We start from the raw sequence: 23,451 nt of genomic DNA on the forward strand, positions 1-23,451 counted from the left end.
TGTTTGAGCGGGCGTGCTCACTTTTTACTGGCATACCCCAATTTCTTATCCACCAGATTGAACAGCTCCTCACCCTGATGCCAGCGGTCCAGGTTCTCCAGGAACTGGTCGGTCAGCGCCCGTTTCCAGCCGATAAAATCGCCAGACATGTGGGCGGTCATGATGACATTTTCCATATCCCAAAGCGGATGATCCGCCGGTAGGGGTTCTTCCTCGAACACGTCTAGCGCCGCGCCAGCGATGTCGCCGTTATTCAGGGCGGCAATCAGGTCGTCGGTTTTCACCACGGGCCCGCGACCAATGTTGATCAGGCGGGCGGACTTGCGCATGGCCTTGAAGGCTTTTTCGTTGAATAGGCCTTCGGTCTGGGGGGTCAGTGGGGCGGCGATGACTACGAAATCCGCCAGGCCCAGTTGCTCGGTGAGGTCGTCATTGCCGTGAACCGCGACAAAATCCGGATCGTCGTGGCGGGGTTTGCGGGCAATACCGTGGGGTTTCAGGCCGGCGGCCTTGCATAGCCGGGCAATCTGCCCGCCGATGGAACCGGCGCCAACGATCAGTACCTGTTTGCCTTCAGCTCTTTCGGTGTCCCGGTGCTGCCATTTGTGCTCTGCCTGCAGGCGCAGGGAGCGGGGAAAATCCTTGGCGAACATCAGAATCGTGCACAGCACGTACTCGGCAATGGTGCGGTCGAAGATACCTCGGGCGTTGGTTACGGTAACGTCGCCTTCAATAAGGTCCGGGAACATCAAGGCATCCACGCCGGCACTGGTGGCGTGGATCCACTGCAGTTTGTCCGCTGACGGCCAGGCGGCGGCCAGGGCCTCGGTACGAAAGTCCGTCACCATCATTACGTCGGTGCCCGGCAAGGTGTCCCGCAGAGTGGGCTCGTCAGAGGCAAAGCGAACCTCTGCTCGTGCCCGCAGGGCATCCATGCCAGGAGGCTCGTTTTCACCGGGTGCTGTCAGAACGGTTACAACCGGTTTGCTGTGTTGGGTCATCTGTCCTCCGCCAATGCAGTTTGTCCGCGTCCGGCCGCGGGAATCGACAGTCCGGATGTCGAGTCTACAGTCTGGTATCTGAGCCTGAACTGGTCAACCTGACCCCATATAAGATAAAGGTCGTAGCCCTTGTTATAGCGGGTACTACGGCGTTTCGTTCCGGTAATCCAATCTTTCTGTTTTATGTCTTGTACGGCCCCTGTTTACTGACTAACCTGCAGGAGTAGCTACTATTTTGCCCCGCGTCCAGGAGGTGTTTATGGCAGAAGCCGCCAATCGAGAAACCGGCCAGACCAAACCGCGTAAAGTGAAATACCGGAAGAACAAGGCCAGTTGGAACCCGGCGATGCAGGCGGTTCCGGTGCCGGGCATTCGTCGCATGGTGAATATGGCGGCCACCATGAAGGATGTCATTCATCTTTCCATCGGTCAGCCGGATTTGCCAACCCCCAAGCATGTCATTGACGCTTATATTGACGCGCTCAATGCCGGGCAGACGGGGTACACCATGGACGCGGGCCTGCCCGAGTTATTGGTTGCCCTGCGGGATTACTACGGCGCACGCTACGATCGCAAGCTGACCCGGGACAACATCCTGATCACCAGCGGGGCGACCGAGGCGATGTACCTGGCGATTTCGGCGACGTCTGCTCCAGGCCGGCAGTTCATCGTGACTGACCCGTCGTTCCTGCTTTACGCACCGCTGATTCGCATGAACGGTGGTGAGGTCAAGTTTGTGCCCACCCGGGCGGATAACGACCACCAGTTGGATCCGGACGAAGTAATCCGGGCCATGGGGCCGCGCACGTTTGCACTGATCCTGAACAACCCCAATAACCCCACCGGGGCCGTATACCCCCGCACTACCGTCGAGACCATTCTGGAAGAGTGCGCCTACCGGGGAATCCAGGTATACGCCGACGAGGTCTATGACCACCTCATCTTTGACGATGACGACTTCGCCAGCGTGCTGAACTGCTCGATGGACCTGGACAACATCATGTGCATCAGCAGTTTCTCGAAGACCTATAGCATGGCCGGGTTGCGGGTAGGTTGGGTGATCGCAAGCCAGGCGGCGATCAAGTCGCTGCGGCGTTTTCACATGTTCACCACCTCTGTCGCCAACACGCCGTCCCAGTTCGCGGGCGTCGCGGCACTCACCGGAGACCAGCAATGCGTCAAGAACATGGTGGATATCTACCGTGAACGCCGCGACAAGGTGGTGGAATTGGTCGACCAGACACCGTATCTGACAGGGTACAAACCCGGTGGCGCCTTCTTTGCGTTTCCGGATTTGCCGCCCCATGTAGACGGTTCTGACCTGGCATTGCGAATGCTCAAGGAAACGGGTGTTTGCCTGGTGCCGGGAGATGCCTTCGGGGAAGGGTGCACGAACGCCGTTCGGATCAGTTTCTCGACCACGTGCGAGAAACTGGATGAAGCCTTCGACCGGATCATCCCCTGGATGGCCAAGCAGCAGTTCTGACCGTCATGTCGGCTCTGGACTCAGTGCTTGTGCAATGCCCCTACTGTTGGGAGACGCTGGATCTCAGCGTCGACCCTTCGGTGGAAGATCAGGAGTACGTGGAGGACTGCCAGGTGTGCTGTCAGCCCATCCTGGTCCACGTGGTCCTCGACGAGAACCTGACCCCCTCCGTGACCGTCCGGGCCGAGAACGAATAACCGCCCGCCAACCTTCGGCGGTGTCTATTCATTCCTGAACGATGATTAACCTGCCCGGCTTGCCCGGGCAGCCACCTTGGCTCAGGATAGGAGGAACTGCAAAGGAGAGTCTTTCGATGGTCAACGCATCAACCCGCCTGTTTTCGGCCGTTATTCTGTTATCCATGTTTGTTCTAGGCGGCTGTGCCAGCCTGTCACCCTATTCCATTTCCGAAGCGACGTTGGAGCGCCACTTTCAGGATACCGTCAGTGACTTTGATCGCCGGCAGCTGCAGAGCGGGTCGCCACTTAGCCTGAGCCTGAGCAATGCGGACATTACCCTTGGCCCGGATGGCCGTGACGTGGCGGTCATTGACCTGAGAGGACAGGTCGCCCTGAATGCGCTGATGGCAAAGCTACCAGTCGATATTGCCCTGAAAGTGGAAGGAGCGCCTGTTTACGACAGTAAGGAGAAAGCGATCTACATTCGGCGGCTGCAACTGTTGGAAAGCAGTATCGATTCGTCGTTTTTCAAAGGGGATCTCAAACCGGTTACGGATAACGTCATGCGGGTAGTTGCCCAGATGCTGGAAACCATGCCGGTGTATCGGCTGGATGAAGCGGACTTCACCCAGCGAATGTTCGGTATGGTGCCCATGGACGTGAGGGTTGCGCCCGGGCGGCTGGAATTCGTTATGGCCGAGTAAGTGACTCCAGGCGCTCGCGCACGGCGGCGCCGATTTCCTGTGTACCCCTGGATTTGCCGGCGTTCTCCGCCAGATCAGCGGCTACTGCGTCAAACAATTCCCGCCCGGCCGCTGCCACAGCCGGGTCTTTCCGCCCCAGCCACTCCAGCATGCGTGCCGTGGTGAACAGCATTGCTGTGGGGTCGGCCAGGCCCTGGCCGGCAATATCCGGTGCGCTGCCATGGGTCGGCTCGAACATTGAGGGCATGCCGTTTTCGTCGGGGTTCAGGTTGCAGGAGGGCGCCACGCCCATGCCGCCGGACAATACGGCTGCCAGGTCGGTCAGGATGTCACCCTGCAGGTTGCTGGCCACCACCACATCGAACGCCCAGGGCGCCTGAACGAACTTCATGCAGGCCGCATCCACCAGTTCGTGGTGCGTTGCTACGTCGGGGTACTGTTTCGCCATTTCCTCGAAGGCTTCGGTGTACATGTCGCCCCAATAGCGCAGGGCATTGCGTTTGGTCACGATGCACACCTGGCTTTCGCAGGTTTTACCGTCCAGAGTACGGAAGTGTCGGGTGCGGCCTTCTTCGGCGCGTGCGGCGGCTCGCAGGCGGGCCTGCTCGAAGCCATAGCGGATAATCCGGTCGGTCGCCCGGCGGGTGAATACTTCCATCTGGGTAGCCACTTCATCCGGTGCGCCCTTACGGAGCCGCCCGCCCTGGCTAACGTACTCGCCCTCGCTGTTTTCTCGAATCACCAGCATGTCGATGTCTTTGGCGCGCTCATCCGCCAGATACTGACGGGCACCGGGAAGCAGTCTGGCGGGCCGTTCGCAAACCCACTGATCAAATCCCTTGCGCATGTCCAGCAGGGGGGCCAGGGAGATGCTGTCTGGCAGCAGGTAACGGTCAGGGTCGTCGACCGGGCCGGGGTCGCCCAGGGCACCCAACAGAATCGCATCATAGGATTTTAATTGGTCCAGAGCATCAGCCGGCATGGATTCGCCATTCTCTTCGTGCCAGGCATGGGATGGCCAGGGAAAGCGTGTCCACTCCATCGGCAAATCGTGTCGTTTGCGCAGGGTCTCCAGGCAGTGTACCGCCTCGGCAACCACTTCAGGACCGATGCCATCACCGGGGGTCACCGCAATTCGGGTTTTCTGGGCCATTCCGGATACTCCTTCCTGTTGCTGTGATCGTAGAGTCAGTTGTGTGATTCAGTGTAGTCATGTGCCATGGGGATTCCACACCATTTAATCCCTCGTTTGTTTTACCAGTTATGGATTGCTGGTTATAGTGCTGTGGTTGACTAATTTAACTGAGGATTTGCCTTGTTCTATCGCCTGATTACCGTCGTTGGCGGACTGTTGTTTGTCATCATCCTGTTCGCGCTGATCTGGTTCTTCTGCAAACAGTTCCTGCTTCGCCATGGCGTCAAGGAGCAGGTATCTGATCGCGCCACGGTGCTGGCCACCTGGACATTTGCGGGCGTCAGTGTGGGGCTCGTGTTTGCGGTGTTGGGTGCCTTTATTCTTGGCCCCTGGGCGTTCTACCGCACCTTGCGAGGGCACGACACTGAGGTGTCTGATGGGGCCGCGATCTGGTGGGGCTTCGGCATTGTTGTAGCGTCACTGGGTATTACCGCCGCCGGATTTCTTGGTTTCCTGAAACTGGTGGGGGCCTACTGAAGGTGGCGCTCACACGATGCTGGCCAACTGCTCCCGGAACCAGATAAGCGCGGGTTCTCGTTCGTAGGCCTTGTGCCAGTATAGGTGTACATCGATACCCGGCAGATCCGCGGGTGTGGTCAGAATATCGATGTCAGCCCGTTCCGCGATGATCCGCGCGTAGTTTTCCGGCATGGTCAGCAACAGGTCGGTTCCCTCAGCGACCCGGCAGGCGGCGTAGTAGTGCTGGCATCGCAGACGAATGTTTCGCTGCACTCCGAACCGCGACAGCTCAAAGTCCTCAATGCCGGGGCCCTCCGACCGGGACGAAACCAGTACATGCTTGGCTTCGAGATACTTGTCCAAGGTCAGGCCGCCGCCGGTGAGCGGGTGGCCCTTTCTCGCCAGCACCACCAACCTGTCGTGTCGCAATAGTTCATGGCCCGTCTGATTGCTGACCGGCAACAGCACATCCACCGCAAAATCCAATTTGCCCGCTGCTAGCTGGGTTTCCATATCCCGCCGGGGCACCCGCTGGCTGACAATCTCCAACTCAGGGTAGCTTTCCAGCCGGCCCATCAGTTTGGGCAGGAACGTCGACTCGAGGATATCCCGCAAGGCCAGCGAGTAGGTTTTGCGCTGATTGGCCGGGTCGAAGGCGTGGAACTGGTTGACCGCACTCTGTATCTGGGTCAGCCCCGGGCGCATGGACTCCAGGAAACGACGGGCCAGGGGAGTGGGCACCATCTGGTTGCCCTGACGGCTGAACAATGGGTCATCAAAATGCTCCCGCAGACGTGACAGGGAATGGCTGACCGCCGGCTGGGTGAGGTGGAGGGCCCGGGCGGCGCGGGTCAGACTGCCCTCCCGGTAGATGGTGTCGAATACATGCAGCAGGTTCAGGTCCAGTCGATTCAGTGCCATAAGCATCTCCCCTTCGCGAATAAGTCAGCCTTATGATAAATGATAAGAATTATTCAGTCGCGTAATAGTGGATAGAAAACTAGACTGGCCCGATATCGGTCAAACCAAGAGGACATGGCAATGGATTTCAGTATTTCCGAGAAGGGCCAGGACTATCTCAAGCGCGTCAAAACTTTCATGGAGGAAGAAATCTTCCCGTTTGAAGAGCAGTACCATAAGGAACTGATGGCGCAGGAAAACCGCTGGGTGGTGTTGCCCATCATCAAGGAACTGAAAGCAAAGGCCAAAGCACAGGGCCTGTGGAACATGTTCTTCCCGGATGAGAAATACGGGTGTGGGCTTCTCAACTCCGACTATGCCCTGATTGCCGAAGAAACTGGCCGCAGCTTCATTGCCCCGGAAATCTTCAACTGCAACGCGCCGGACACCGGCAACATGGAAGTGCTGATCCACTACGGCTCCGAAGAGCAGAAAGCCGAGTGGCTGCCCCGTCTGCAAAGCGGTGAAGTACGCTCCGCTTTCTGCATGACAGAGCCAGCTGTGGCATCTTCAGACGCCACCAACATGGAAGCCACGGCCACCGTGGATGGCGACGAGGTTGTTCTCAACGGTCGCAAATGGTGGAGCACTGGCGTTGGCCACCCGGATTGCAAGGTTGCCATATTCATGGGCCTGACCGATCCCGATGCCCACAAGCACCGCCGTCATTCCATGGTGTTGGTGCCGCTGGATACCCCTGGGGTCAAAATTGAGCGAATGCTGCCGGTGTTCGGCGCCTACGATGAGCCATACGGTCACGGTGTTGTGTCCTTCGACAACGTGCGCTTGCCCAAGACTGCATTTATTGCGGGCCCCGGCCGTGGCTTCGAGATTGCCCAGGGCCGTCTTGGGCCGGGGCGTGTTCACCACTGTATGCGTGCCATCGGTGCGGCGGAGCGTACTCTGGAACTGATGATCAAAAGGGCGACCAGTCGTGAGGCGTTTGGTCGGCCGATCGCTAAACTGGGCGGTAATCCGGATGTGATTGCCAATGCCCGTATGGCGATTGAGCAGGCGCGTTTGCTGACGCTGAAATGCGCCTGGGCATTGGATACCAAGGGTATCTCTGGAGCCTTGCAGGAAGTGTCCATGATTAAGGCGGTGATTCCGAAGATGCTTCAGCAGATTGTGGACGATACGATTCAGATTCACGGTGGTGCTGGTGTCAGCGACGATGATTTCCCGCTGACTCAGTTGTTCGCCTATGCTCGGGTTTTGCGCCTGGCTGATGGCCCTGATGAGGTTCACCGGGCGATGGTTGCCCGGCTGGAGTTGGCTAAATACCGGAACTGAAGCTTGGGTGCCTGGGGACGGAGGGAGGCTGTTTCAGAAACACGCTCCTTCGGCACATCCATGTGGCGCTTGGACTCCGCCATCCATGGCTCCGTACAGTTTCTGAAACAGCCCCCCTCCGTCCCCTGCTAACTCAGGGAGTCGGCATGTGGGGCCATCGCGGGCTCTTGCACCGAAACTAAAAACGATAGAAAACAGCGGAAGACAACGATGACACAGCGAGTATTTATTACCGGCGGGGCCAGCGGCCTGGGCCGGGCTATTGCATTGCGGTATGCCAAAGAAGGCGCCAAGGTCTGTATTGGCGATATTAATCCCGAGCAGGGCATTGCCGTAGAGCAGGAGATCAACAACGCGGGTGGCGAAGGTTACTTTGTTGAGTGCGATGTGCGCCGGCTGACCGACCTTGAGAAGATCTGCGAGGACCTCACCGGCAAATGGGGCGGGGTAGACGTGGTGGTGAACAACGCTGGTGTCGCTTCCGCGGGCTCGATTGAAGACACCACCATGGCCGATTGGGAATGGATCATGGACATCAACGTGTTGGGTGTCGTTCGTGGCTGCAAGGCCTTTACCCCGCAGTTCAAGAAGCAGGGCTCCGGCGCGTTCGTGAACATCGCCTCCATGGCCGGGCTTATGCTCGCGCCGTTGATGGACAGCTACAATGTGTCCAAGGCCGGTGTGATTGCGCTCTCGGAAACCCTCAGCCAGGAGCTGCGAGACTCCGGTATACACGTTAGCTGCGTATGCCCGGCGTTTTTCCAGACCAATCTGACCAGCAGCATGCGGTCGGATATTCCGGGCATTCAGCAGAACGTCAACAAACTGATGAAACGCTCCACCATCACTGCTGAAAACGTGGCCGAGGATATTGTCCGCTCGGTAGAGAAAGGCGATTTCTGGGTGCTGCCCCATGCCAAAGAGCGCCGCATGTGGATACTCAAACGCCACGCGCCCAAGGCGTTTGACTGGTTGATGTACCAGGAAAGCAAGCGCTGGATGAAGAAAATGGGCGGCAAGGCTTAAGTCATCAATTAACACAGAATCAGGAAGTAAGGGAGAGCCGTATGACCCAGATCGACCAGGCTGTTGATATCCGCGAAGGTGAAGAGCTGGATATTGCGGCCGTTGACCGCTTCATGAAGCAGGCCATCCCGGACCTGGAAGGCGCGCCTGCGATCAAACAGTATCCCGGTGGCGCATCCAATCTGACGTACCAGGTGGACTATGGCGATCGTTCTTACGTGTTGCGCCGCCCGCCGTTTGGCCATATTGCTAAGTCTGCCCACGACATGTTGCGGGAAGCCAAGGTGATGCGGGCTCTCAAGCCTGAATTCCCGTATGTTCCGAACATTGTCGCCATCTGCGACGACCACGACGTTCTGGGCTGCGATTTTTACATCATGGAGCGCCTGAAAGGCATCATCCTGCGCCAGGATTTCCCCAAGGACTTTGAGCTCAGTGAGGCGGATACGCGCAAGCTGTGCCTGAATGTGATCGACAAGCTGGTGGACCTGCACAATGTCGATGCCAAGGCCACCGGCCTTGATAAGTTGGGTAAGGGCGCCGGTTATGTGCAGCGCCAGATTGGCGGCTGGAGTGACCGTTTCCGCAAGGCGAAGACGGATGACGTGGGTGACTTTGAAGCAGTGATGGGCTGGCTGAACGACAAGATGCCGGACGACGTTGCCCAGGTGGTCATTCACAACGACTACCGCTTTGACAATGTGGTGCTCAATCAGGACAACCCGTTCGAGGTGATTGGTGTTCTTGATTGGGAAATGGCGACCATCGGCGACCCGCTGATGGATCTCGGCAACAGCCTGGCTTACTGGATTGAGGCCGATGACGAAGGCCCGTTCCAGATGTTGCGTCGACAGCCGACCCACCAGCCGGGCATGCTGACCCGCAAGGAAGTGGTCGCTTACTATGCGGAGAAATCCGGCCGCAAGATCGACAACTTCGATTTCTACGAGATCTATGGTCTGTTCCGGCTGGCGGTGATTGTCCAGCAGATCTATTACCGTTTTTACCACGGCCAGACCAAAGACAAGCGATTCGCCGCCTTTGGCCATGCCGCGAACTACCTGGAAAAACGCTGTCAGCGACTGATCGAGGCGAGTGACCTGTAATGGCAACGATCTATCTGATTCGCCACGGGCAGGCCAGTTTCGGCAAGGAAAACTATGACCAGCTTTCTCCTCGTGGTTGGGAGCAGGGGCGTGTCCTCGGCCGGTGGCTTGCGGGCAAGGTGACGCCCAACGCGGTCTTCGGCGGCAACATGGAGCGCCATAGGGAAACGGTAGAGGCGATCGCCAGTGGTTACGGTGATGCACTGCCAGACATGCAGGCGGTGGATGGCTTCAACGAGTTTGATCATACCCAGGTGGTGGAGCGTTTGCGCCCCGAGTGGCAAGACCGCGAACGCATGGCGCGTGATCTGGCCGCCTTCCCCAAGCCGGCAAGGGCGTTCCAGCAGGTGTTCGAGGAAGCCATGCAGCGCTGGGTCAGTGGCGGACACGATCACGAATACACCGAAAGTTGGCAAGCGTTCCGTCAACGGGTGATTACGTCGCTGGAGCAACTGATTGAGTATGCCGACGGTGGCGAGACCCTGGTATCCACATCCGGCGGCCCGATTGCCGTGATCGCCCAGCACCTGCTGGAACTGAGTGATCGCAAGGCCCTGGATATGAATTCCGTGATTGCCAATACCAGTGTTACCCGGGTTCTGCATTCCGGGGCCCGGCGCAGCCTGGCGGTGTTCAACAATTACAGTCACCTGGAAGCCGAAGATCCCTCCCTGGTGACCTTCCGATAACGAACTGAGGTGAAGAATGAGTAAGCAAGACCTGTTTGATCTGAGTGGGAAAGTGGCCCTGATCACCGGCGCCAGCCGTGGCATCGGCGAGAGCATCGCCCGCACCCTGGCAAACTACGGCGCCCATGTGATTGTCAGCAGCCGCAAGATTGACGGTTGCGAGGCGGTTGCCAGTAGCATCCGCGAAGCCGGGGGCAGCGCCGAAGCCTATGCCTGCCACATTGGCGAAATGGATCAGATTGAAGACATCTGGCAGCACATCGAATCGAAACACGGCAAGCTGGATGTTCTGGTGAACAACGCTGCAGCCAACCCCTATTTCGGTCCCATCGAAGACACGGATCTGGGCGCCTACCACAAGACGGTGGACGTGAACATTCGCGGCTATTTCTTCATGTGTGCCCGCGGCGCACAGATCATGAAGAAGAATGGCGGTGGGTCCATTATCAACGTGGCCTCGGTCAATGGTGTTAACCCTGGCCATTTCCAGGGTATCTATTCCGTCACCAAAGCAGCGGTGATATCCATGACAAAGTCCTTCGCCATGGAACTGGGGCAGCAGAAGGTTCGGGTAAACGCCCTGCTGCCGGGGCTGACCGACACCAAGTTCGCCAGTGCGCTGACCAGCAACGAAGCCATCAAGAAGCAGGCGATGGCCCACATCCCCATGAAGCGGGTGGCAGACCCGGACGAAATGGCCGGCACGGTCCTTTACCTGGCGTCGGGTGCTTCCAGCTATACCACAGGCACCTGCATTAACGTGGACGGCGGTTACCTGACGATCTGAGCCGGGCGTCCTGACGTTAGCCGTTAAGGCTTCCGGTACCCTCGCTGGTGCAGGCGAGGGTATCGAAATCGCCCTGCATGGTTGCCGCCTGTTCCAGCAAGTGGTCAAGGTGGCGCTGGTCGGCCTGCTGCAGTAAATCGGTCATCAGGCCCGCCATGGCTGCCCGGCTTTCCGACATCATCCGCTGGTATCGTTCCCCCCGAACTTCCTCGTAGTTGCTCATTAGATAATGGACTCGATCTGAAAAATCGTCGCTGTCTCGCGTTGCCAGGGCATCGATTAACGCCTGTTGCCAATTCCGACGCCCCTCCAGCCAGATTTCAGTCTGCTTGCCCCGGCCTTCCGACCAGGCGTTGACCGTGTCACGCTGTCGCTCGTTGAGGGACCCCAGCCAGCGTTCAACCCGTTCCATCGTGCGCTCGGCCCGGGCTTCCCGGGTTTGTTCCGGGTTGTCCGCCAGGAACTCGTCTTCCAGCTCTTTTTGGCTCTCTTCCATATTGCTGGCCAACTGTTGAACCTGTTCATCGCTGAGGCTTGATAACAGGCGTGTGGCTGCCGGCCTTGCGCGCTCCATGAGTGGGGGGAAAAAGGAAAGCAGCTGTTCCTGGTGGTGGGTAACGGTGGGTTGACTCAGGTTGCCAGAGCGAACATCGCTTTTTAACTGGGCAAGCCACTCGGAATAGCGTGGCAATTCAGTGGCGCAATGCCATTGGCGGAGGCCACGGATGTCCTGTTCAAGCCGGGATTCCTGTTCGGCGGTCATGGGTATGTAGTCGTCCACCCACCATACGATGCCCCAGTCCGCATAGCGATATGCCATCTTGGTGGAGCTGCAGCCGGCGAGGAGTACGAGGCCCAGCAGCGCAATGGAAATAATCCGAATCATGATCGGTCCTCGGGAAAAGCGGGTAACCTGATCCAAAAACGATGAGTGACGTATAACACCTCAGAATCAGGTTGAAGCGTTGATTCTTTGCATCTTTTGAAAAAACTTGCCCCGGTTAAACCGGGGCTTTTTTATGGGTAAGTGGCAACGGGGTGATCAATTCTCCCGCGCTTTGATATTGCCCTCTTCGTCGGAGATGACAATCTCTACCCGGCGATTTTGCTGCCTTCCGCCAGAGGTGTCATTGCTGGCAACGGGGAACTGCTCACCAAACCCTTTTGTCTCAACGCGGCTTCTGCTGATGCCCATATCGACAAGGGTATCGCGAACGGCTTCCGCACGACGCTCGGACAGCCCCTGATTGTAGGAGGCCTCACCGGTGCTATCGGTGTAGCCTTCCACCCGCACACGCCGGTTTTCATACTCGGCCATGAACTCGGCCAGTCGCCTGACAGTGGCTTCACCGGAAGACTTCAGTTCGGCCTTGTTGAGATCGAACAGCACATCTCCGAGGGTCAACACCATTCCCCGGTCGGTTTGCTCTGCCTGCATGGCTTCCATTTGCAGGCGAAGCTCTTTGGCTTCCCGCCTGGCCTGTGCCGCTTCGTCAGCGCGCATCTGCAGTTCCAGCTCCTTGCGACGCGCTTCCGCGGAATCAATCTGCTCCTGCAGCTCTGCGCGCTCTCCCTGCTCACCGGCTATTTGTGCATGCCGGTTGGCAAGATAAGCCGCGTGTTCAATCTCGGTAACGTCCGCACCGTCCGCGAGCAGAGTTTCAGCACGGGACAATTGCTCCCTTGCGTTCCTCAACTGGCGATCACCACTGCGGGCTACGTTCGGGTCGTTGCGGATTTCCTCATAGGCGGCCCGTGCTTCATCGACCTTTGCGTTATCCTGGGGCGTGCTGGCGCAGCCTGCCACGAGGACAGAAACGCTTACTGCCATACCCAAAGTCATGTTGCGCTTATTCATAACCATCTCCCGTTTCCGATGAGGCCTTTACTGGCGTTCGTCGATTCGCTTGCGAAGAGACTCAATATTGCGATTGACCTCATCAACCGCTTGTCTTGCTTTCGCGGTTTCCGAGCGAGCGCCGGCCAGTTGCGCATCCACGGCTGCCTTTTCGAGTAAGCGGCTTGCCTCAAGGTATTGTTCGCGATTGATCAATTCCTCGGCATCCGCAACCCGGTTCTGAGCCTGATTCAAGAGTACGGGTTCAAAATCCCTGGCATCGGACGACACCGCCTGCTGAATGGCAGACTCGGCGGACCGGAGTTCACCATCCGGCCGCTCAACCGAACTGGCGCAGCCTCCGGCAATGACAGCGATGCTGATTACACCTGCAGCACCTAACATCGAAGTATGCTTGCTCATGCACAATCTCCTTCCAGTGAGGAACGGGGCGATATAGCCCCGTCCAGACTCTTGTTGGTACTTGTCTTTGGCGACACCCCTGAAGGCTCCGCCATTTAAGCACCTAGTGCTACTGCTACGCTTAAGATTAGCAGCGGGATCTGATTACGGCATGAAGGTATGGAAATAAACTTGGTAGGGAGAGGCGTCGCTACAACGGATCTGTTGCCGAATGCGCCACAAAAGGTTGCGGGTGCGGGGGGTGGGCTTTGGGCCGGTAAATGACAGAACGGTAACCACCGAAACCCGGCAGCTACCGCTTATTGGTTTGGTTCAGCGTATTTTTGTGCCGCTGGATTGGGCCCTGGAGAGGGTGGTTCCGGTGGGCGGACGGTAGTGAAGGGAGTAGATAATCCGGTCCAGCACGGCCTGACCATTCCAGGCAGGGTCGTTGTTGACCATGCCGACAATGGCCCAGGTGGTGTCGGTGTCGTCGCGGGTGAAGCCTGCAATGGAGCGCACGTTCTCAAGGTAACCTGTCTTGATGCGCCCTTTGCCGTCCAGGCCGGAATTCCGCAGCCGTCTGGCCATGGTGCCATCCATCGCGATCAACGGCATGGAGGCCATCAGGTCCGAAGCGAAAGGGCTGTTCCAGGCGTGCTGTAGAATCTGCGCACCCTGGCGCGCTGTAATACGGCCCTCGCGTGTCAGACCCGCACCGTTTTCGATCACCAGGCCAGCGGTATTGACGCCTTTTTCCTGTAGCCACTCGTTAACGACGCGAATACCGGCCACACGATCGTCTTCTTCATCTTCCAGGCGATTCTCGGCACCAATGGTAAGGAGCAACTGGCGAGCCATCACGTTGCTGCTCCACTTGTTGATGTCCCTAACCATCGTTACCAGATCCGGAGACGTGGTCCTCAGCAACAGGCGGGCATCATCCGGCGTTTTGGCCAGCAGGCTCTTGCCGTTGATGTCGATGCCCATGTCTGAAAGCAGTGAACGTATCATGGATGCGGTGTACTGTTCGTGAGGCAGAAGCGACAGATAGGCCGTGGTGCGGCAGCCCTGCGGTAATTCGCCTGACACCCGAACGGTGACCCGGTGGTCCTCGTGGAAAAATGGCTCCCAGGTAAAATGACGGCGAGCGGGGCAGGGGGCTTCCGCAGTAGCGATCACCCGATTGTCGATCACCACGTCGTTCAGCGAAGGCGCGCTCCAGGCCTGTGTTCCGCGTTCATCCGCGCGAACCTGAAAGTGAATCAGGTTGAGATTGCTCAGGTACGGCGACGGCTTTACCAGAAACGGAGCGTGGGGGTTGTCACCGTTGTCGTCGAAAACGGGTTGCTCGTCTGCGATGCGGAACACATCACCGTCCAGCACCAGATTGCCATTGATGGCACTGATACCCATCCCGCGAAGCTCGTTCAGGGTGCTCCAGAGCCGTTCAATGGTCAGCTTGGGATCACCCCCCATGTCAACGTAGAAATTGCCGTTGAGAGTGTCGCCCACAAGCTCGCCATCGGTGTAGAAGCTGGTGTCCCAATGATAGGTGGGCCCCAGGATTTCCAGCGCCGCATAGGTGGTGACCAGCTTCATGATAGAGCCGGGGCTCATCAAGGCATCTGCATTGATGTACTGCTCGATGCCCGGCCCGTTCATGGGGATGGCCGCGAGGCTCAGCGCCTGTTCGTCGTTCAGGGATTCGGTGGCGTAATCCCGCACCTGATTGCTCCAGGTCTTATTGGTGCCACCAGCTTCGGCTGACTCCGAGGCAAAAACACAGGCGGACCCGACTGCCAGCACTGCAGTCATGGTGGAGACCACCATGCCACGGGCCACCCGACCATGCTGGCGGATAGTTCCATTACGGGACGTGTTCGGGTGGCGTCGTGCCTTCAGCAACATGGTGTGGCGCTCATTGATTCCAGGTGCATTAACAATAGCTCATATTCTAAGCGTGTACTATGTGGAAAGGCTCTACATGACGTTAAAAAATGCCAGTAGGGGCGTTGTTTATATTGCGTTTTTGTTAACGGATGTAAGCGCCTATGCTAATCAACTGGTTAGCATTTGTACAACCTCTTGATTAGTATGATGGAAACAGAAAATGGAGTGAGTATGGCGCACGAACTGACTCGGCGGCGATTTCTGGCTGCCATGGCCGCGGCAGGTCTTTCATGTCGGATGCCTGCGCTGATGGCTGCTCCGAAGGGGGATGTGATGACGAATCCCATTCCTTCCTCCGGCGAACGGGTGCCTGCCGTGGGCATGGGTACCTGGCGTACCTTCAATGTCGGCGGTGACCAGTACCTGATTGATCAGCGTACCGAGGTACTGAAAACCTTTTTCGATCTCGGTGGCACCCTGGTGGACTGCTCACCCATGTACGGCTCGGCGGCAGAGGTGATGGGCGAGGCGTTGGACACCCTCAATGCCCGTGAAAAACTGTTTTCCGCCACCAAGATCTGGACCGGAGACGGCGATGCAACCCGGCAACAGGACCGGGAATCCCGCAGGAAGTGGGGTATAGAGCGTTTTGACCTGCAGCAGGTACACAACCTGGTGGCCTGGCAGCAACACCTGGCAACCTTACAGCAAATGAAAGCCGATGGTGACGTGCGCTATATCGGCATCACCACCTCCCATGGCCGCAGGCACGGAGACTTTGCACGCATCATGGAGACGGAACCGCTGGACTTTGTGCAGCTGACCTACAATGTGCTGGACAGGGAGGCGGAAGACCGACTGCTGCCTTTGGCGAGGGAACGCGGGATCGCCGTGATTGCGAACCGGCCTTTCCAGGGCGGGCGACTGTTCCGGCGCTTCCAGTCCGAAGCACTGCCGCCCTGGGCCGATGAGGTGGGCTGCCGCAACTGGGCGGAGTTTTTCCTGAAGTACATCCTTTCCCACCCGGCGGTTACCTGTGCCATTCCGGCCACCACCAGCGTTGAGCATATGAAAGAGAACATGGGCGCCCTATACGGTGCTTTGCCGGATGAGAAACAACGGCGCCGAATGGCGGCCTATGTCGCAGGGCTGTGATGGGGACCACCTGGCTCAGCTATTCCCTGTCGGATTTCCTGATGTTCGGGCCGGAGGTGTTTCTTCGGCTCTTTGTTCGCATCAACCAGGATCTCTGGCCATGGCAGGGTGTTGCGGTGGTGATGGTGATCGCGATTGGCGCCTTACTGGTACGTGGGGACGCGATGGCGAGGCGCAGTGCACTGCTGCTGGTGGCCGCGGCGTGGCTATGGAGCGGGGCCGGCTTCCTGATGCATTACTACGGGCCGATCAATCTGCCGGCAATCTGGTTCGGCTGGGCCTTTGTCCTGCAGGGTGCCTTACTGACGGTGGCGGGGCTGTTCTGGCCCTGGAATGCGGCAACGAACCGGCCGATATGGTCTCGCTGGCTGATGGGCATCGGCTGGATCGCATTGATGGGGCTGTCGCCTCTCCTCGCAGTCGCTCAAACCGGCAATGGTCAGGCAGCAGCGCTGTTCGCCGTTACGCCGGACGTCACCGCGTTGGGCGCGGTGCCCTGCATGCTGCTGTTTCCCCGCCGGGTGCGGTGGTTGTTTCTACTATTACCACTGATATGGTCACTGTTCAGCATGGCGACCCTTTGGACATTAGGCACCTGGGTGCTGGCGGTCATTCCGGGTACCACGCTGGTGTTGGCGGCGATGGCCTGCTTCGTCAGTCCCAGGCAGGCGCGAAATCCGGATTAGCGATCCGATCACCACGGTCCAGGCCGTCAATTTCCGCAATTTCATCCTCGCTGAGCGTGATGTTCAGCGCGTCGAGGTTGGACTTCTGGTGCTTGGGCCGGGTTGACGACGGAATCGGTACCACGCCTCGGGAGGCCACCCAGGCAATGGCAATCTGCGCAGCAGACGCATTGTGTTCGCGGCCAATGCGAGCCAGGGTTTCATCGTCCATTACCTTGCCCACCGCCAGCGGCATGTAACCGGTTACGGTAATGCCCAGCTTCTGGGCATGCTCCACCACCTTGCGGTTGGCGAGAAACGGATGCACTTCCACCTGGTTGGTGAAAATCGCCGTGTCACCCAGTATTTCCTTGGCCTTGTCCATTTGCGCGCAGGTGAAGTTGGACAGCCCAATGTGGGTGGTTAGCCCTTCGCGTTGCGCGTCGCGCAGTGCACCCAGGTATTCCTCCATGGGGATGGCGTCGCCCGGCGATGGCCAATGAATCAGTGTGAGGTCGACATGGTCGGTCTTCAGTCGCGACAGGCTGTCGTGCAGGCTGTTGATCAGGTCGCTGTGCTGGAGCTGGTCGTGCCACACCTTTGTCGTCAGGAAAATCTCCCGTCGTGGAATACCGCTTGAGGTAATGCCATCGCCTACTTCAGCCTCATTCCCGTACATCTGGGCGGTATCGATATGCCGGTAGCCAAGGGAAAGGGCACTCTTCACGGCGTCTCGTGCATCGTTGCCCTTCAGGCGGAATGTACCCATACCGATGTTCGGAAGTGTGCTGAATGCCATAGTGTCCTCCTTCGTGAACGCTGTGACTTATATGTGGTGCCCGCCCGCTGGTTCTTCAAGTGGCGGGTGGTTATCATACCGGCCTTCGGAACCCGCAAGCGAAACCATGGTTGAGGTCACGTTATGCTGACAGGGCAATGCCTGTGCGGCGATATAAAACTTGAATACGACGGCCCGTTGGGGCCGATTGCCCTGTGCCACTGTAGCCAGTGCCGCCGGGCTCACGGCAGCGCATTTTCCGCCAGTGCGCCGATCCAGAAAATCCATGCCCGTTTTACGGCGGGTGAGGATCTGATCCGTGAATACGAATCCCGGCCGGGAAAGTACCGTGGGTTCTGCCCCAGGTGCGGTAGCCAGTTATACAGCCGCGTGGATGCCATCCCCGGTATACTGCGCCTGCGGGTGGGCGTGATCAATGAGCCCCTGGAAAAGGGGCCGGCATCACACGTTTATGTGGGCTCCAAGTCGGACTGGTTCACCATCACCGACGATACCCCGCAGTTTGAGAAAACCGAGAGAACCAACGATCCTCACTGACGCGTCGTTGCTTTCTTCGTCGAACTATTCTGCTGGAACTATCCGGTAGACCTTGCCGTTGTCCGCGTCCGTCAACAGCCACAATGCACCGTCGGGCCCCATTCGCACATCACGGATGCGTTCACCCAGGTCTTCGAGAAGATCTTCTTCTTCCCTGACCGTGCCGTTCTCAATGCTCAGGCGCACCAGCTTCTGCATTTTCAGGGCGCCCACAAACAGATCTCCCCGCCACTCCGGGAATTCGTCACCGGTATAGAATGCCATGCCCGAGGGGGCAATGGACGGGTCCCAATAGTGCAGCGGGTCGGTCACGCCCTTCATGGTGGTTTTGCTGGTAATGGGCACCCCGGAGTAGTCGATGCCATAGGTGACGTCTGGCCAGCCGTAGTTGTTACCCGCACGGATGATATTGATCTCGTCGCCACCCCTGGGGCCGTGCTCATGGCTCCAGATGTCGCCTGTTTGCGGGTGAACGGTCATGCCCTGAATGTTGCGGTTGCCGTAGGTGAAGAAGGTGTCATTCACTGACGGGTCGTCGACAAACGGATTGCCCGGCGCGGGGGCGCCGTCAACGGTCAGGCGGTGAACGCCGCCGGCATCGTCATCGGTGGCCTGGGCACGATCCATTTCACCCCGGTCGCCCACCGCGACGTACAGATTGCCATCGCGATCAAATTCCATGCGGCCCGCGAAATGACGGCTGGTGTTGCCTCGGGGGAGGGCCTCGAAAATCACTTCAACCTCTGACAGCCGGTCGCCGTCCAACGTTGCACGAGCCACTCTGGTCGTCAGCCCGTCGCGGCTGATCTTATGGGCGTAACTCAGGAACAGAGTGCGATTGTTTTCGAAGTCCGGATGCAGGATTACATCCAGCAGGCCGCCCTGGCCGGAGACCACCAGCTCGGGAACACCGGCAATTGGCTTGTCCTGCAATTCACCATTCTCGATTCGGCGTAGCCGGCCTTCGCGCTCGGTCACCAACTGTGAACCATCGGGGAGAAAGGCGAGGCTCCAGGGATGTTCCAGGCCTTCCGCGACCGTATCCAGACGAAAGTCGGCTTTGTCTGAGCTGAACGTTTGCCCGAAGGCTGGCCCGGCCGCTGCCAGCCCAGCCAACGCCAGTAGAGTCGCGATGTTGCCGAGTCGATTCATAGAATGATCTCCGTGCCAGGTTATTCCTGCATCGATAAAGTCTAGCATTTGATACGAACGGAATGGCCGGCAGTATCAGGTGATAACATTACGACTAGGCATTACGACCCTGACGTCACCAAAAACGTTAATGAGAACTATTAACATTTGGGCGAGTATCATGTACTGTTACTTCAATATCAACGGGAACCATCCATACCCATGGACACAAGGAGACGTACAATGACCCCGGAAGAGGAAGCGATTGAAGGGCTGAAACTGGCCGCCGGCGCCGGTGTGTTTGTTCTGATCATAGCCAGCCTCCTGGTGCTCTGGTGACACGTCCCGTCGGTCACGCTTTACCGTGCCGGCTTAGCCCCCACAAGAAGTAGACGCCACCAACCAGCGCAGCCAGCAAGCCCGCCGGTAACTGGTTGGGGAAGACCACAATGCGCGACAGGTAGTCCGCCAGGGCCAACAGAAGGCCACCCACCAACCCGGCCACGATCAATTGCCTGCCAACGGTTTGCTGCCCCAGTACCCGTGCCAGGTGCGGTGCAATGAGCCCTACGAAACTCAGAGGGCCAATCACCACCGTAGCCGATGCAGTCATTACCGCGGCAAGCAGCAGCAGTAGCAGGCGGGCTTTAGTGACCGGAAGCCCGAGGGACGATGCCGAAGTATCTCCCAGAGGCAAGAGCGTCAGGGGCCTTACGATCAGCGCCAAAACGCCGCAGATAAGAAGGATGAATCCCAGCAGCCCAAACGCTTCGGTTTCGGAAACCAGCCAGGTGGAACCGTACATCCAGTTCAGCAGTTGTGACGCGACGGTGCCGCCGGAGGCCATGACCAATCTCAGCCCCGCATCCATGAATACATACAGGGCCAGGCCGCCCAGCAGCAGTTGGTTACCGGCGAATCGATGTTTTCGGGCCAGGAGAATCAATAACCCGAGTGCGCCGGCCGCGCCGAGCGTCGCAGCGCCAAGCTGCCCGGCCCGGCCTACATCCGCGCCGGTGAGCACGATAAGAACCATGGCCAGCGCGGCGCCGCCGCTGATACCCAACATCTCCGGGCTCCCCATTGGATTACCTGTCATCCGCTGAATCAGCGTGCCGGCGAGACCCAATGCGACCCCTGCCAGCATGGCGGCCAACAGGCGCGGGCCGCGCCACACCCAGGCATTGTCCCATTGGGTGACAGGTGTCCAGTTCCAGCCATCCAGGCCCGGGGACCAACCCATGGAAACGACAACGGTCAGTGCGATCAGCCCGGTCACGATACCACTGACCAGCAACGGCGCGCGCCGCCTGGGCTGGAAGCCCGCAAGGTTGGATTCCTGCCCGGGCATGTGATGGGTGTTTCTGAAACCCTGTAACGCCAGCAGGATGATGGGGCCGCCAATGAGGGCCGTGGTGGTTCCCGTCGGCACCAGGGAGCCATCACCCCAGGTAGATGCCCAATGCGCCAGAGTATCCGCCAGCAGCAATAGCCCGCCGCCCATGAGCGTGCTCCACAGGATGCGACTGGCTAATGTACGCGCGCCCAGCAGGCGTGCCAGTACCGGCGCTGCCAGCCCCACAAAGGCCACGACGCCCACCCGGCTGACAACCGTTGCCGTCATCAGTACCACCAGGAACAGAGCCAGTGCCCGAATAAGCCCGACCCTGGCACCCAGTGAACTGGCGGACGACTGCCCCAGTTGCAGCACCTGCAACGGGCGCATCAGCAGCAATATCAGCACCGAGATGATCAGCACGCGGGGCCACAGCTCCATGAACGGCCCCCAATTGTTCTGTACCAGGGAGCCGGCGCCCCAGATGAAAAGATTGCCCAGCCACTCACCCTTGAGCAGCAGAAATGCCATGTTGAGGGCGCCCAGGAAGAAGGTGATGACAAGGCCGGCAAGGATCACCGTCACGGGTGAAAAACCAAGCCGCCACGTCAGGGCGATGACCATGCCGATGGCGATGAGGCCACCTGCAATGGCCACCAGATCCGGGCTGAAGGCCAGTAACCCGGGCGCGAACAGCGTGGCAACGGTCACCCCGAATTGGCCACCCGCTTCCACACCGAGGGTGGTAGGCGAAGCCAGTGGGTTGCCCAGCACCTGTTGGGTAACCGCCCCGGCCAGACCCAGGCCGCAGCCAATCAGAATGGCGATGGATACACGTGGCGCCCAGCTGAAGTGAGCCAGAACCGATGAATAGTCGTCCGGATTGAAGGCCCAGAACGCTGACACCACAGCGCCGGCATCCAACTGGTTGAGCCAGGGAGCGGCGCTGGCAAGTAACGCGCCCAGCAAGAGGAGTGTGGCGGCGATGGGCAGCCTGGCGGGCATATCAGGCCGGGAAGCAGGCATGCCGGAGGTGCTAGCGTACATTGTCAGAGCCCCCGGCCAGCAGGCTGTCTGTCAGCATGGTGGCCAGCCGTTTCACCGGAAAAACCCCGCCAAACGGCCAGATGGCGTCGATCTCGTAAACCTGATGGCGGTTGACCGCTGGCAGGTACGTCCAGAACGGGCTGGCGGCCAGGGTGTCTGCAAGCCCGGGGGCGGTGGGCGCAATCACCACAATACGGCTGTCTTCATAAGGGGCTATGGATTCCAGGCCCACCACCGAGAAGCCCCAGAAGTTGCCTTGCCGGGGCCAGGCGTTTTCCAGCCCGAGGGCATTCAGGGCACTCTGGTAAAGGCCGTTGGGGGCATAAATACGCACGTGGCGGGCGTCCATGAAATTAACCAGTGCAACCGGCCGGTCTGTCAGTCCCGCCGCTTCCAGCCGGCGGCGTTGCGTTTCCAGAGTGGTGTCAATATCCGCCAGAATCGATTCGGCGCGAGCCTCGCGGCCCAGCATCTCGCCGAGGGTGGTCAGCATGTCACTGGCTTTCTCGAAGGGTTGACTGCCCTCTTTGTACACACTGATAACGTAAGTGGGGGCGATACGCTCCAGCAGTTTTGCGGCGGGCGCCATTTCGGCACTGGTAACAATCAGATCCGGTTTGAGTTCGGCAATGGCTTCGAGGCTGGGGGCGACGCGGGTGCCGATGTTGGCAACCTCCTCTGGAAGCTGCGGCTCATTCACCCACACGTCATAGCCATCGCGGTCAGCGACGCCCACGGGCGTCACGCCCAGCAACAGCAAGGCTTCTGTGGCGGCCCAGTTGAGGGCAACAATCCGCTCAGGTTGCTCGTCCAGGGTGAGGGTGCCGCCTTCATGCTGCCAGGTGCCGGCGCTGGCGGGCAGCGACAGAGCACCAATGAACACCATGGCAATCAGGGTTTTAGCCACACGCTCAGTGCACATACGAGACCCACTGGCCCGGCGCCCGCTCCATCACCCCCATTGGTACGCCGTAAATGGATTCCAGGATTCCCGAGTCCATGATGTCGCGTGGGCTGCCATCTGCAATCAACCGGCCGCCTTTGAGGGCCACCAAGCGGTCGCAGAAGCGGGCGGCCAGGTCGACATCGTGCAGTACCACAATCACCGTCAGTTCCCGTTCTTCGGCCAGGCGGTGCACCAGGCGCAGGGTTTCCACCTGGTGTTTGACGTCCAGGGCGGAAATCGGCTCGTCCAGCAGCAGGCAGCGAGTTTGTTGCGCCAGCAGCATGGCAATCCAGGCGCGCTGGCGTTCGCCGCCGGAGAGCGTGTCCACAGAGCGGTGCTGGAAGTGGTCGAGCCCGGTATCGTGTATGGCCTGGTCGATGAACTGGTGGTCTTCGCCGGTATAGCGGCCTAAAGGCCCGCGCCAGGGATAACGCCCCAGGGCAACCAGTTCCCGTACGGTGAGGCCGTCTGTGCCCGGTGGATGTTGGGGGAGGTAACCGACCGTACGGGCGAATTCCCGCGCGCCGGTGGTCCGGAATGAGCTGCCAAGAAGGCTTGCATTGCCCGAAGAAGGCGACATCTGGCGGGCCAGCACTTTCAATAACGTGGACTTGCCGGAGCCATTGTGACCGAGCAGGGCAGTGACCTCGCCTTCACGAAACTCGATGTTGATGTTGTCAAGGATGGCAGCGTCACCAATGTGCACGCCCAGGCTGGATACTTCAAAGAACGCAGACATGCAGGCTCCCATGGATCTGAGGGCCTGCAGAATAATCTAAATGCGAATTACTATCAATGTATGCCTGGCAATGTATGGC

24 protein-coding genes are annotated in these 23,451 nt (G+C 58.9%); 12 read left to right on the forward strand and 12 right to left on the reverse strand.

Going from position 1 to position 23,451, the window contains the following annotated elements; translation table 11 throughout:
- Positions 1 to 17: 17 nt before the first annotated feature.
- Positions 18 to 1,001, reverse strand: a complete 984-nt coding sequence (locus AXW11_RS00425) for a D-2-hydroxyacid dehydrogenase (RefSeq protein ID WP_085681465.1) — start codon at positions 999 to 1,001, stop codon at positions 18 to 20.
- Positions 1,002 to 1,260: 259 nt separating this feature from the next.
- On the opposite strand from AXW11_RS00425, the gene AXW11_RS00430 reads away from it, so the two are divergent.
- From AXW11_RS00430 to AXW11_RS00440, 3 genes are all read left to right on the forward strand, one after another.
- Positions 1,261 to 2,487 (forward strand): pyridoxal phosphate-dependent aminotransferase, encoded by a 1,227-nt coding sequence (locus AXW11_RS00430; RefSeq protein ID WP_036204271.1) that lies wholly within the window; start codon positions 1,261 to 1,263, stop codon positions 2,485 to 2,487.
- A gap of 5 nt (positions 2,488 to 2,492) precedes the next feature.
- Positions 2,493 to 2,684, forward strand: a complete 192-nt coding sequence (locus AXW11_RS00435) for a CPXCG motif-containing cysteine-rich protein (protein WP_007152033.1) — start codon at positions 2,493 to 2,495, stop codon at positions 2,682 to 2,684.
- Positions 2,685 to 2,800: 116 nt separating this feature from the next.
- Positions 2,801 to 3,370 carry a YceB family lipoprotein gene (locus tag AXW11_RS00440; RefSeq protein ID WP_036204273.1) on the forward strand — a complete coding sequence of 190 codons (570 nt, stop codon included), beginning with the start codon at positions 2,801 to 2,803 and terminating at the stop codon, positions 3,368 to 3,370.
- Here the strand turns inward: AXW11_RS00440 and AXW11_RS00445 are convergent.
- The gene (locus AXW11_RS00445; protein WP_036204275.1) at positions 3,357 to 4,523 is read right to left on the reverse strand and encodes an isocitrate/isopropylmalate dehydrogenase family protein; all 1,167 of its coding nucleotides are present in this window, start codon (positions 4,521 to 4,523) and stop codon (positions 3,357 to 3,359) included. The genes AXW11_RS00440 and AXW11_RS00445 overlap by 14 nt on opposite strands.
- Before the next feature lie 162 nt (positions 4,524 to 4,685).
- On the opposite strand from AXW11_RS00445, the gene AXW11_RS00450 reads away from it, so the two are divergent.
- Entirely contained in the window at positions 4,686 to 5,042 is a 357-nt protein-coding gene (locus AXW11_RS00450) for a hypothetical protein (RefSeq protein ID WP_036204277.1), read from the forward strand.
- Positions 5,043 to 5,051: 9 nt separating this feature from the next.
- On the opposite strand, the gene AXW11_RS00455 is transcribed toward AXW11_RS00450, so the two are convergent.
- Complete coding sequence (locus tag AXW11_RS00455) at positions 5,052 to 5,945, reverse strand: LysR family transcriptional regulator (RefSeq protein ID WP_091641811.1); 894 nt, start codon at positions 5,943 to 5,945, stop codon at positions 5,052 to 5,054.
- A gap of 120 nt (positions 5,946 to 6,065) precedes the next feature.
- On the opposite strand from AXW11_RS00455, the gene AXW11_RS00460 reads away from it, so the two are divergent.
- The 5 genes from AXW11_RS00460 (at position 6,066) to AXW11_RS00480 (ending at position 10,885) form a co-directional block, all read left to right on the forward strand.
- Positions 6,066 to 7,277, forward strand: coding sequence for an acyl-CoA dehydrogenase family protein (locus AXW11_RS00460; RefSeq protein WP_091641808.1), 1,212 nt, complete (start codon positions 6,066 to 6,068; stop codon positions 7,275 to 7,277).
- Between the two features lie 210 nt (positions 7,278 to 7,487).
- Complete coding sequence (locus tag AXW11_RS00465; protein ID WP_091641805.1) at positions 7,488 to 8,303, forward strand: SDR family oxidoreductase; 816 nt, start codon at positions 7,488 to 7,490, stop codon at positions 8,301 to 8,303.
- 41 nt (positions 8,304 to 8,344) lie between these two features.
- Positions 8,345 to 9,409: a phosphotransferase family protein gene (locus AXW11_RS00470; protein ID WP_091641802.1), complete on the forward strand. Its 1,065-nt coding sequence runs from the start codon at positions 8,345 to 8,347 to the stop codon at positions 9,407 to 9,409.
- A complete protein-coding gene (locus AXW11_RS00475) occupies positions 9,409 to 10,098 on the forward strand; it encodes a histidine phosphatase family protein (RefSeq protein WP_036204287.1) in 690 nt (229 codons plus the stop codon). The genes AXW11_RS00470 and AXW11_RS00475 overlap by 1 nt, the downstream gene beginning before the upstream one ends.
- Positions 10,099 to 10,114: 16 nt before the next feature.
- The gene (locus AXW11_RS00480; protein WP_036204289.1) at positions 10,115 to 10,885 is read left to right on the forward strand and encodes an SDR family oxidoreductase; all 771 of its coding nucleotides are present in this window, start codon (positions 10,115 to 10,117) and stop codon (positions 10,883 to 10,885) included.
- A gap of 16 nt (positions 10,886 to 10,901) precedes the next feature.
- Here the strand turns inward: AXW11_RS00480 and AXW11_RS00485 are convergent, their stop codons facing one another.
- From AXW11_RS00485 to dacB, 4 genes are all read right to left on the reverse strand, one after another.
- On the reverse strand, positions 10,902 to 11,771 hold the full coding sequence (locus AXW11_RS00485; protein WP_091641800.1) for a DUF6279 family lipoprotein: 870 nt from the start codon (positions 11,769 to 11,771) through the stop codon (positions 10,902 to 10,904).
- 156 nt (positions 11,772 to 11,927) lie between these two features.
- Positions 11,928 to 12,743 (reverse strand): OmpA family protein, encoded by an 816-nt coding sequence (locus tag AXW11_RS00490; protein WP_041336782.1) that lies wholly within the window; start codon positions 12,741 to 12,743, stop codon positions 11,928 to 11,930.
- A 27-nt stretch (positions 12,744 to 12,770) separates the two neighbouring features.
- Complete coding sequence (locus AXW11_RS00495; protein WP_036204295.1) at positions 12,771 to 13,145, reverse strand: DUF4398 domain-containing protein; 375 nt, start codon at positions 13,143 to 13,145, stop codon at positions 12,771 to 12,773.
- Positions 13,146 to 13,457: 312 nt separating this feature from the next.
- Complete coding sequence (gene dacB, locus AXW11_RS00500) at positions 13,458 to 15,035, reverse strand: D-alanyl-D-alanine carboxypeptidase/D-alanyl-D-alanine endopeptidase (protein WP_087148984.1); 1,578 nt, start codon at positions 15,033 to 15,035, stop codon at positions 13,458 to 13,460.
- 213 nt (positions 15,036 to 15,248) lie between these two features.
- On the opposite strand from dacB, the gene AXW11_RS00505 reads away from it, so the two are divergent.
- Complete coding sequence (locus AXW11_RS00505) at positions 15,249 to 16,172, forward strand: aldo/keto reductase (protein ID WP_177190602.1); 924 nt, start codon at positions 15,249 to 15,251, stop codon at positions 16,170 to 16,172.
- Positions 16,172 to 16,858, forward strand: coding sequence for a DUF6064 family protein (locus AXW11_RS00510; protein ID WP_091641797.1), 687 nt, complete (start codon positions 16,172 to 16,174; stop codon positions 16,856 to 16,858). The genes AXW11_RS00505 and AXW11_RS00510 overlap by 1 nt, the downstream gene beginning before the upstream one ends.
- Here AXW11_RS00510 and dkgB read toward each other — a convergent pair.
- Positions 16,827 to 17,636, reverse strand: a complete 810-nt coding sequence (gene dkgB, locus AXW11_RS00515) for a 2,5-didehydrogluconate reductase DkgB (RefSeq protein WP_041335107.1) — start codon at positions 17,634 to 17,636, stop codon at positions 16,827 to 16,829. The two genes, AXW11_RS00510 and dkgB, sit on opposite strands and share 32 nt — an antisense overlap.
- A gap of 123 nt (positions 17,637 to 17,759) precedes the next feature.
- Here dkgB and AXW11_RS00520 point away from each other — a divergent pair, with 123 nt between their 5' ends.
- The gene (locus tag AXW11_RS00520) at positions 17,760 to 18,173 is read left to right on the forward strand and encodes a GFA family protein (RefSeq protein WP_091641795.1); all 414 of its coding nucleotides are present in this window, start codon (positions 17,760 to 17,762) and stop codon (positions 18,171 to 18,173) included.
- 24 nt (positions 18,174 to 18,197) lie between these two features.
- Here the strand turns inward: AXW11_RS00520 and AXW11_RS00525 are convergent, their stop codons facing one another.
- The 4 genes from AXW11_RS00525 to AXW11_RS00540 all read right to left on the reverse strand — a co-directional run bounded on the left by AXW11_RS00525 (position 18,198) and on the right by AXW11_RS00540 (position 23,372).
- A complete protein-coding gene (locus tag AXW11_RS00525; RefSeq protein ID WP_091641792.1) occupies positions 18,198 to 19,325 on the reverse strand; it encodes a PQQ-dependent sugar dehydrogenase in 1,128 nt (375 codons plus the stop codon).
- Positions 19,326 to 19,656: 331 nt separating this feature from the next.
- Complete coding sequence (gene fhuB, locus AXW11_RS00530; RefSeq protein WP_091641789.1) at positions 19,657 to 21,687, reverse strand: Fe(3+)-hydroxamate ABC transporter permease FhuB; 2,031 nt, start codon at positions 21,685 to 21,687, stop codon at positions 19,657 to 19,659.
- On the reverse strand, positions 21,677 to 22,609 hold the full coding sequence (locus AXW11_RS00535; protein ID WP_036204309.1) for an iron-siderophore ABC transporter substrate-binding protein: 933 nt from the start codon (positions 22,607 to 22,609) through the stop codon (positions 21,677 to 21,679). The genes fhuB and AXW11_RS00535 overlap by 11 nt, the downstream gene beginning before the upstream one ends.
- Complete coding sequence (locus tag AXW11_RS00540; RefSeq protein WP_041336165.1) at positions 22,599 to 23,372, reverse strand: ABC transporter ATP-binding protein; 774 nt, start codon at positions 23,370 to 23,372, stop codon at positions 22,599 to 22,601. Before AXW11_RS00540 ends, AXW11_RS00535 begins: the two co-directional genes overlap by 11 nt.
- Between the last annotated feature and the right edge of the window lie 79 nt (positions 23,373 to 23,451).

Source organism: Marinobacter sp. Hex_13, assembly GCF_001566815.1.
Taxonomy (GTDB): Bacteria; Pseudomonadota; Gammaproteobacteria; order Pseudomonadales; family Oleiphilaceae; genus Marinobacter; species Marinobacter salarius.

Excerpts from the sequence above, each read along its gene's own strand:
- AXW11_RS00425 (WP_085681465.1), bottom strand. The coding sequence starts at position 1,001 with ATGACCCAACACAGCAAACCGGTTGTAACCGTTCTGACAGCACCCGGT.
- AXW11_RS00495 (WP_036204295.1), bottom strand. The coding sequence starts at position 13,145 with ATGAGCAAGCATACTTCGATGTTAGGTGCTGCAGGTGTAATCAGCATC.
- AXW11_RS00490 (WP_041336782.1), bottom strand. The coding sequence starts at position 12,743 with ATGAATAAGCGCAACATGACTTTGGGTATGGCAGTAAGCGTTTCTGTC.
- AXW11_RS00475 (WP_036204287.1), top strand. The coding sequence starts at position 9,409 with ATGGCAACGATCTATCTGATTCGCCACGGGCAGGCCAGTTTCGGCAAG.
- AXW11_RS00440 (WP_036204273.1), top strand. The coding sequence starts at position 2,801 with ATGGTCAACGCATCAACCCGCCTGTTTTCGGCCGTTATTCTGTTATCC.
- AXW11_RS00460 (WP_091641808.1), top strand. The coding sequence starts at position 6,066 with ATGGATTTCAGTATTTCCGAGAAGGGCCAGGACTATCTCAAGCGCGTC.
- dacB (WP_087148984.1), bottom strand. The coding sequence starts at position 15,035 with ATGTTGCTGAAGGCACGACGCCACCCGAACACGTCCCGTAATGGAACT.
- AXW11_RS00485 (WP_091641800.1), bottom strand. The coding sequence starts at position 11,771 with ATGATTCGGATTATTTCCATTGCGCTGCTGGGCCTCGTACTCCTCGCC.
- AXW11_RS00445 (WP_036204275.1), bottom strand. The coding sequence starts at position 4,523 with ATGGCCCAGAAAACCCGAATTGCGGTGACCCCCGGTGATGGCATCGGT.
- AXW11_RS00465 (WP_091641805.1), top strand. The coding sequence starts at position 7,488 with ATGACACAGCGAGTATTTATTACCGGCGGGGCCAGCGGCCTGGGCCGG.
- AXW11_RS00430 (WP_036204271.1), top strand. The coding sequence starts at position 1,261 with ATGGCAGAAGCCGCCAATCGAGAAACCGGCCAGACCAAACCGCGTAAA.
- AXW11_RS00540 (WP_041336165.1), bottom strand. The coding sequence starts at position 23,372 with ATGTCTGCGTTCTTTGAAGTATCCAGCCTGGGCGTGCACATTGGTGAC.
- AXW11_RS00480 (WP_036204289.1), top strand. The coding sequence starts at position 10,115 with ATGAGTAAGCAAGACCTGTTTGATCTGAGTGGGAAAGTGGCCCTGATC.
- AXW11_RS00435 (WP_007152033.1), top strand. The coding sequence starts at position 2,493 with ATGTCGGCTCTGGACTCAGTGCTTGTGCAATGCCCCTACTGTTGGGAG.
- AXW11_RS00470 (WP_091641802.1), top strand. The coding sequence starts at position 8,345 with ATGACCCAGATCGACCAGGCTGTTGATATCCGCGAAGGTGAAGAGCTG.
- AXW11_RS00455 (WP_091641811.1), bottom strand. The coding sequence starts at position 5,945 with ATGGCACTGAATCGACTGGACCTGAACCTGCTGCATGTATTCGACACC.
- AXW11_RS00520 (WP_091641795.1), top strand. The coding sequence starts at position 17,760 with ATGCTGACAGGGCAATGCCTGTGCGGCGATATAAAACTTGAATACGAC.
- AXW11_RS00510 (WP_091641797.1), top strand. The coding sequence starts at position 16,172 with ATGGGGACCACCTGGCTCAGCTATTCCCTGTCGGATTTCCTGATGTTC.
- dkgB (WP_041335107.1), bottom strand. The coding sequence starts at position 17,636 with ATGGCATTCAGCACACTTCCGAACATCGGTATGGGTACATTCCGCCTG.
- AXW11_RS00535 (WP_036204309.1), bottom strand. The coding sequence starts at position 22,609 with ATGTGCACTGAGCGTGTGGCTAAAACCCTGATTGCCATGGTGTTCATT.
- fhuB (WP_091641789.1), bottom strand. The coding sequence starts at position 21,687 with ATGTACGCTAGCACCTCCGGCATGCCTGCTTCCCGGCCTGATATGCCC.
- AXW11_RS00525 (WP_091641792.1), bottom strand. The coding sequence starts at position 19,325 with ATGAATCGACTCGGCAACATCGCGACTCTACTGGCGTTGGCTGGGCTG.
- AXW11_RS00505 (WP_177190602.1), top strand. The coding sequence starts at position 15,249 with ATGGCGCACGAACTGACTCGGCGGCGATTTCTGGCTGCCATGGCCGCG.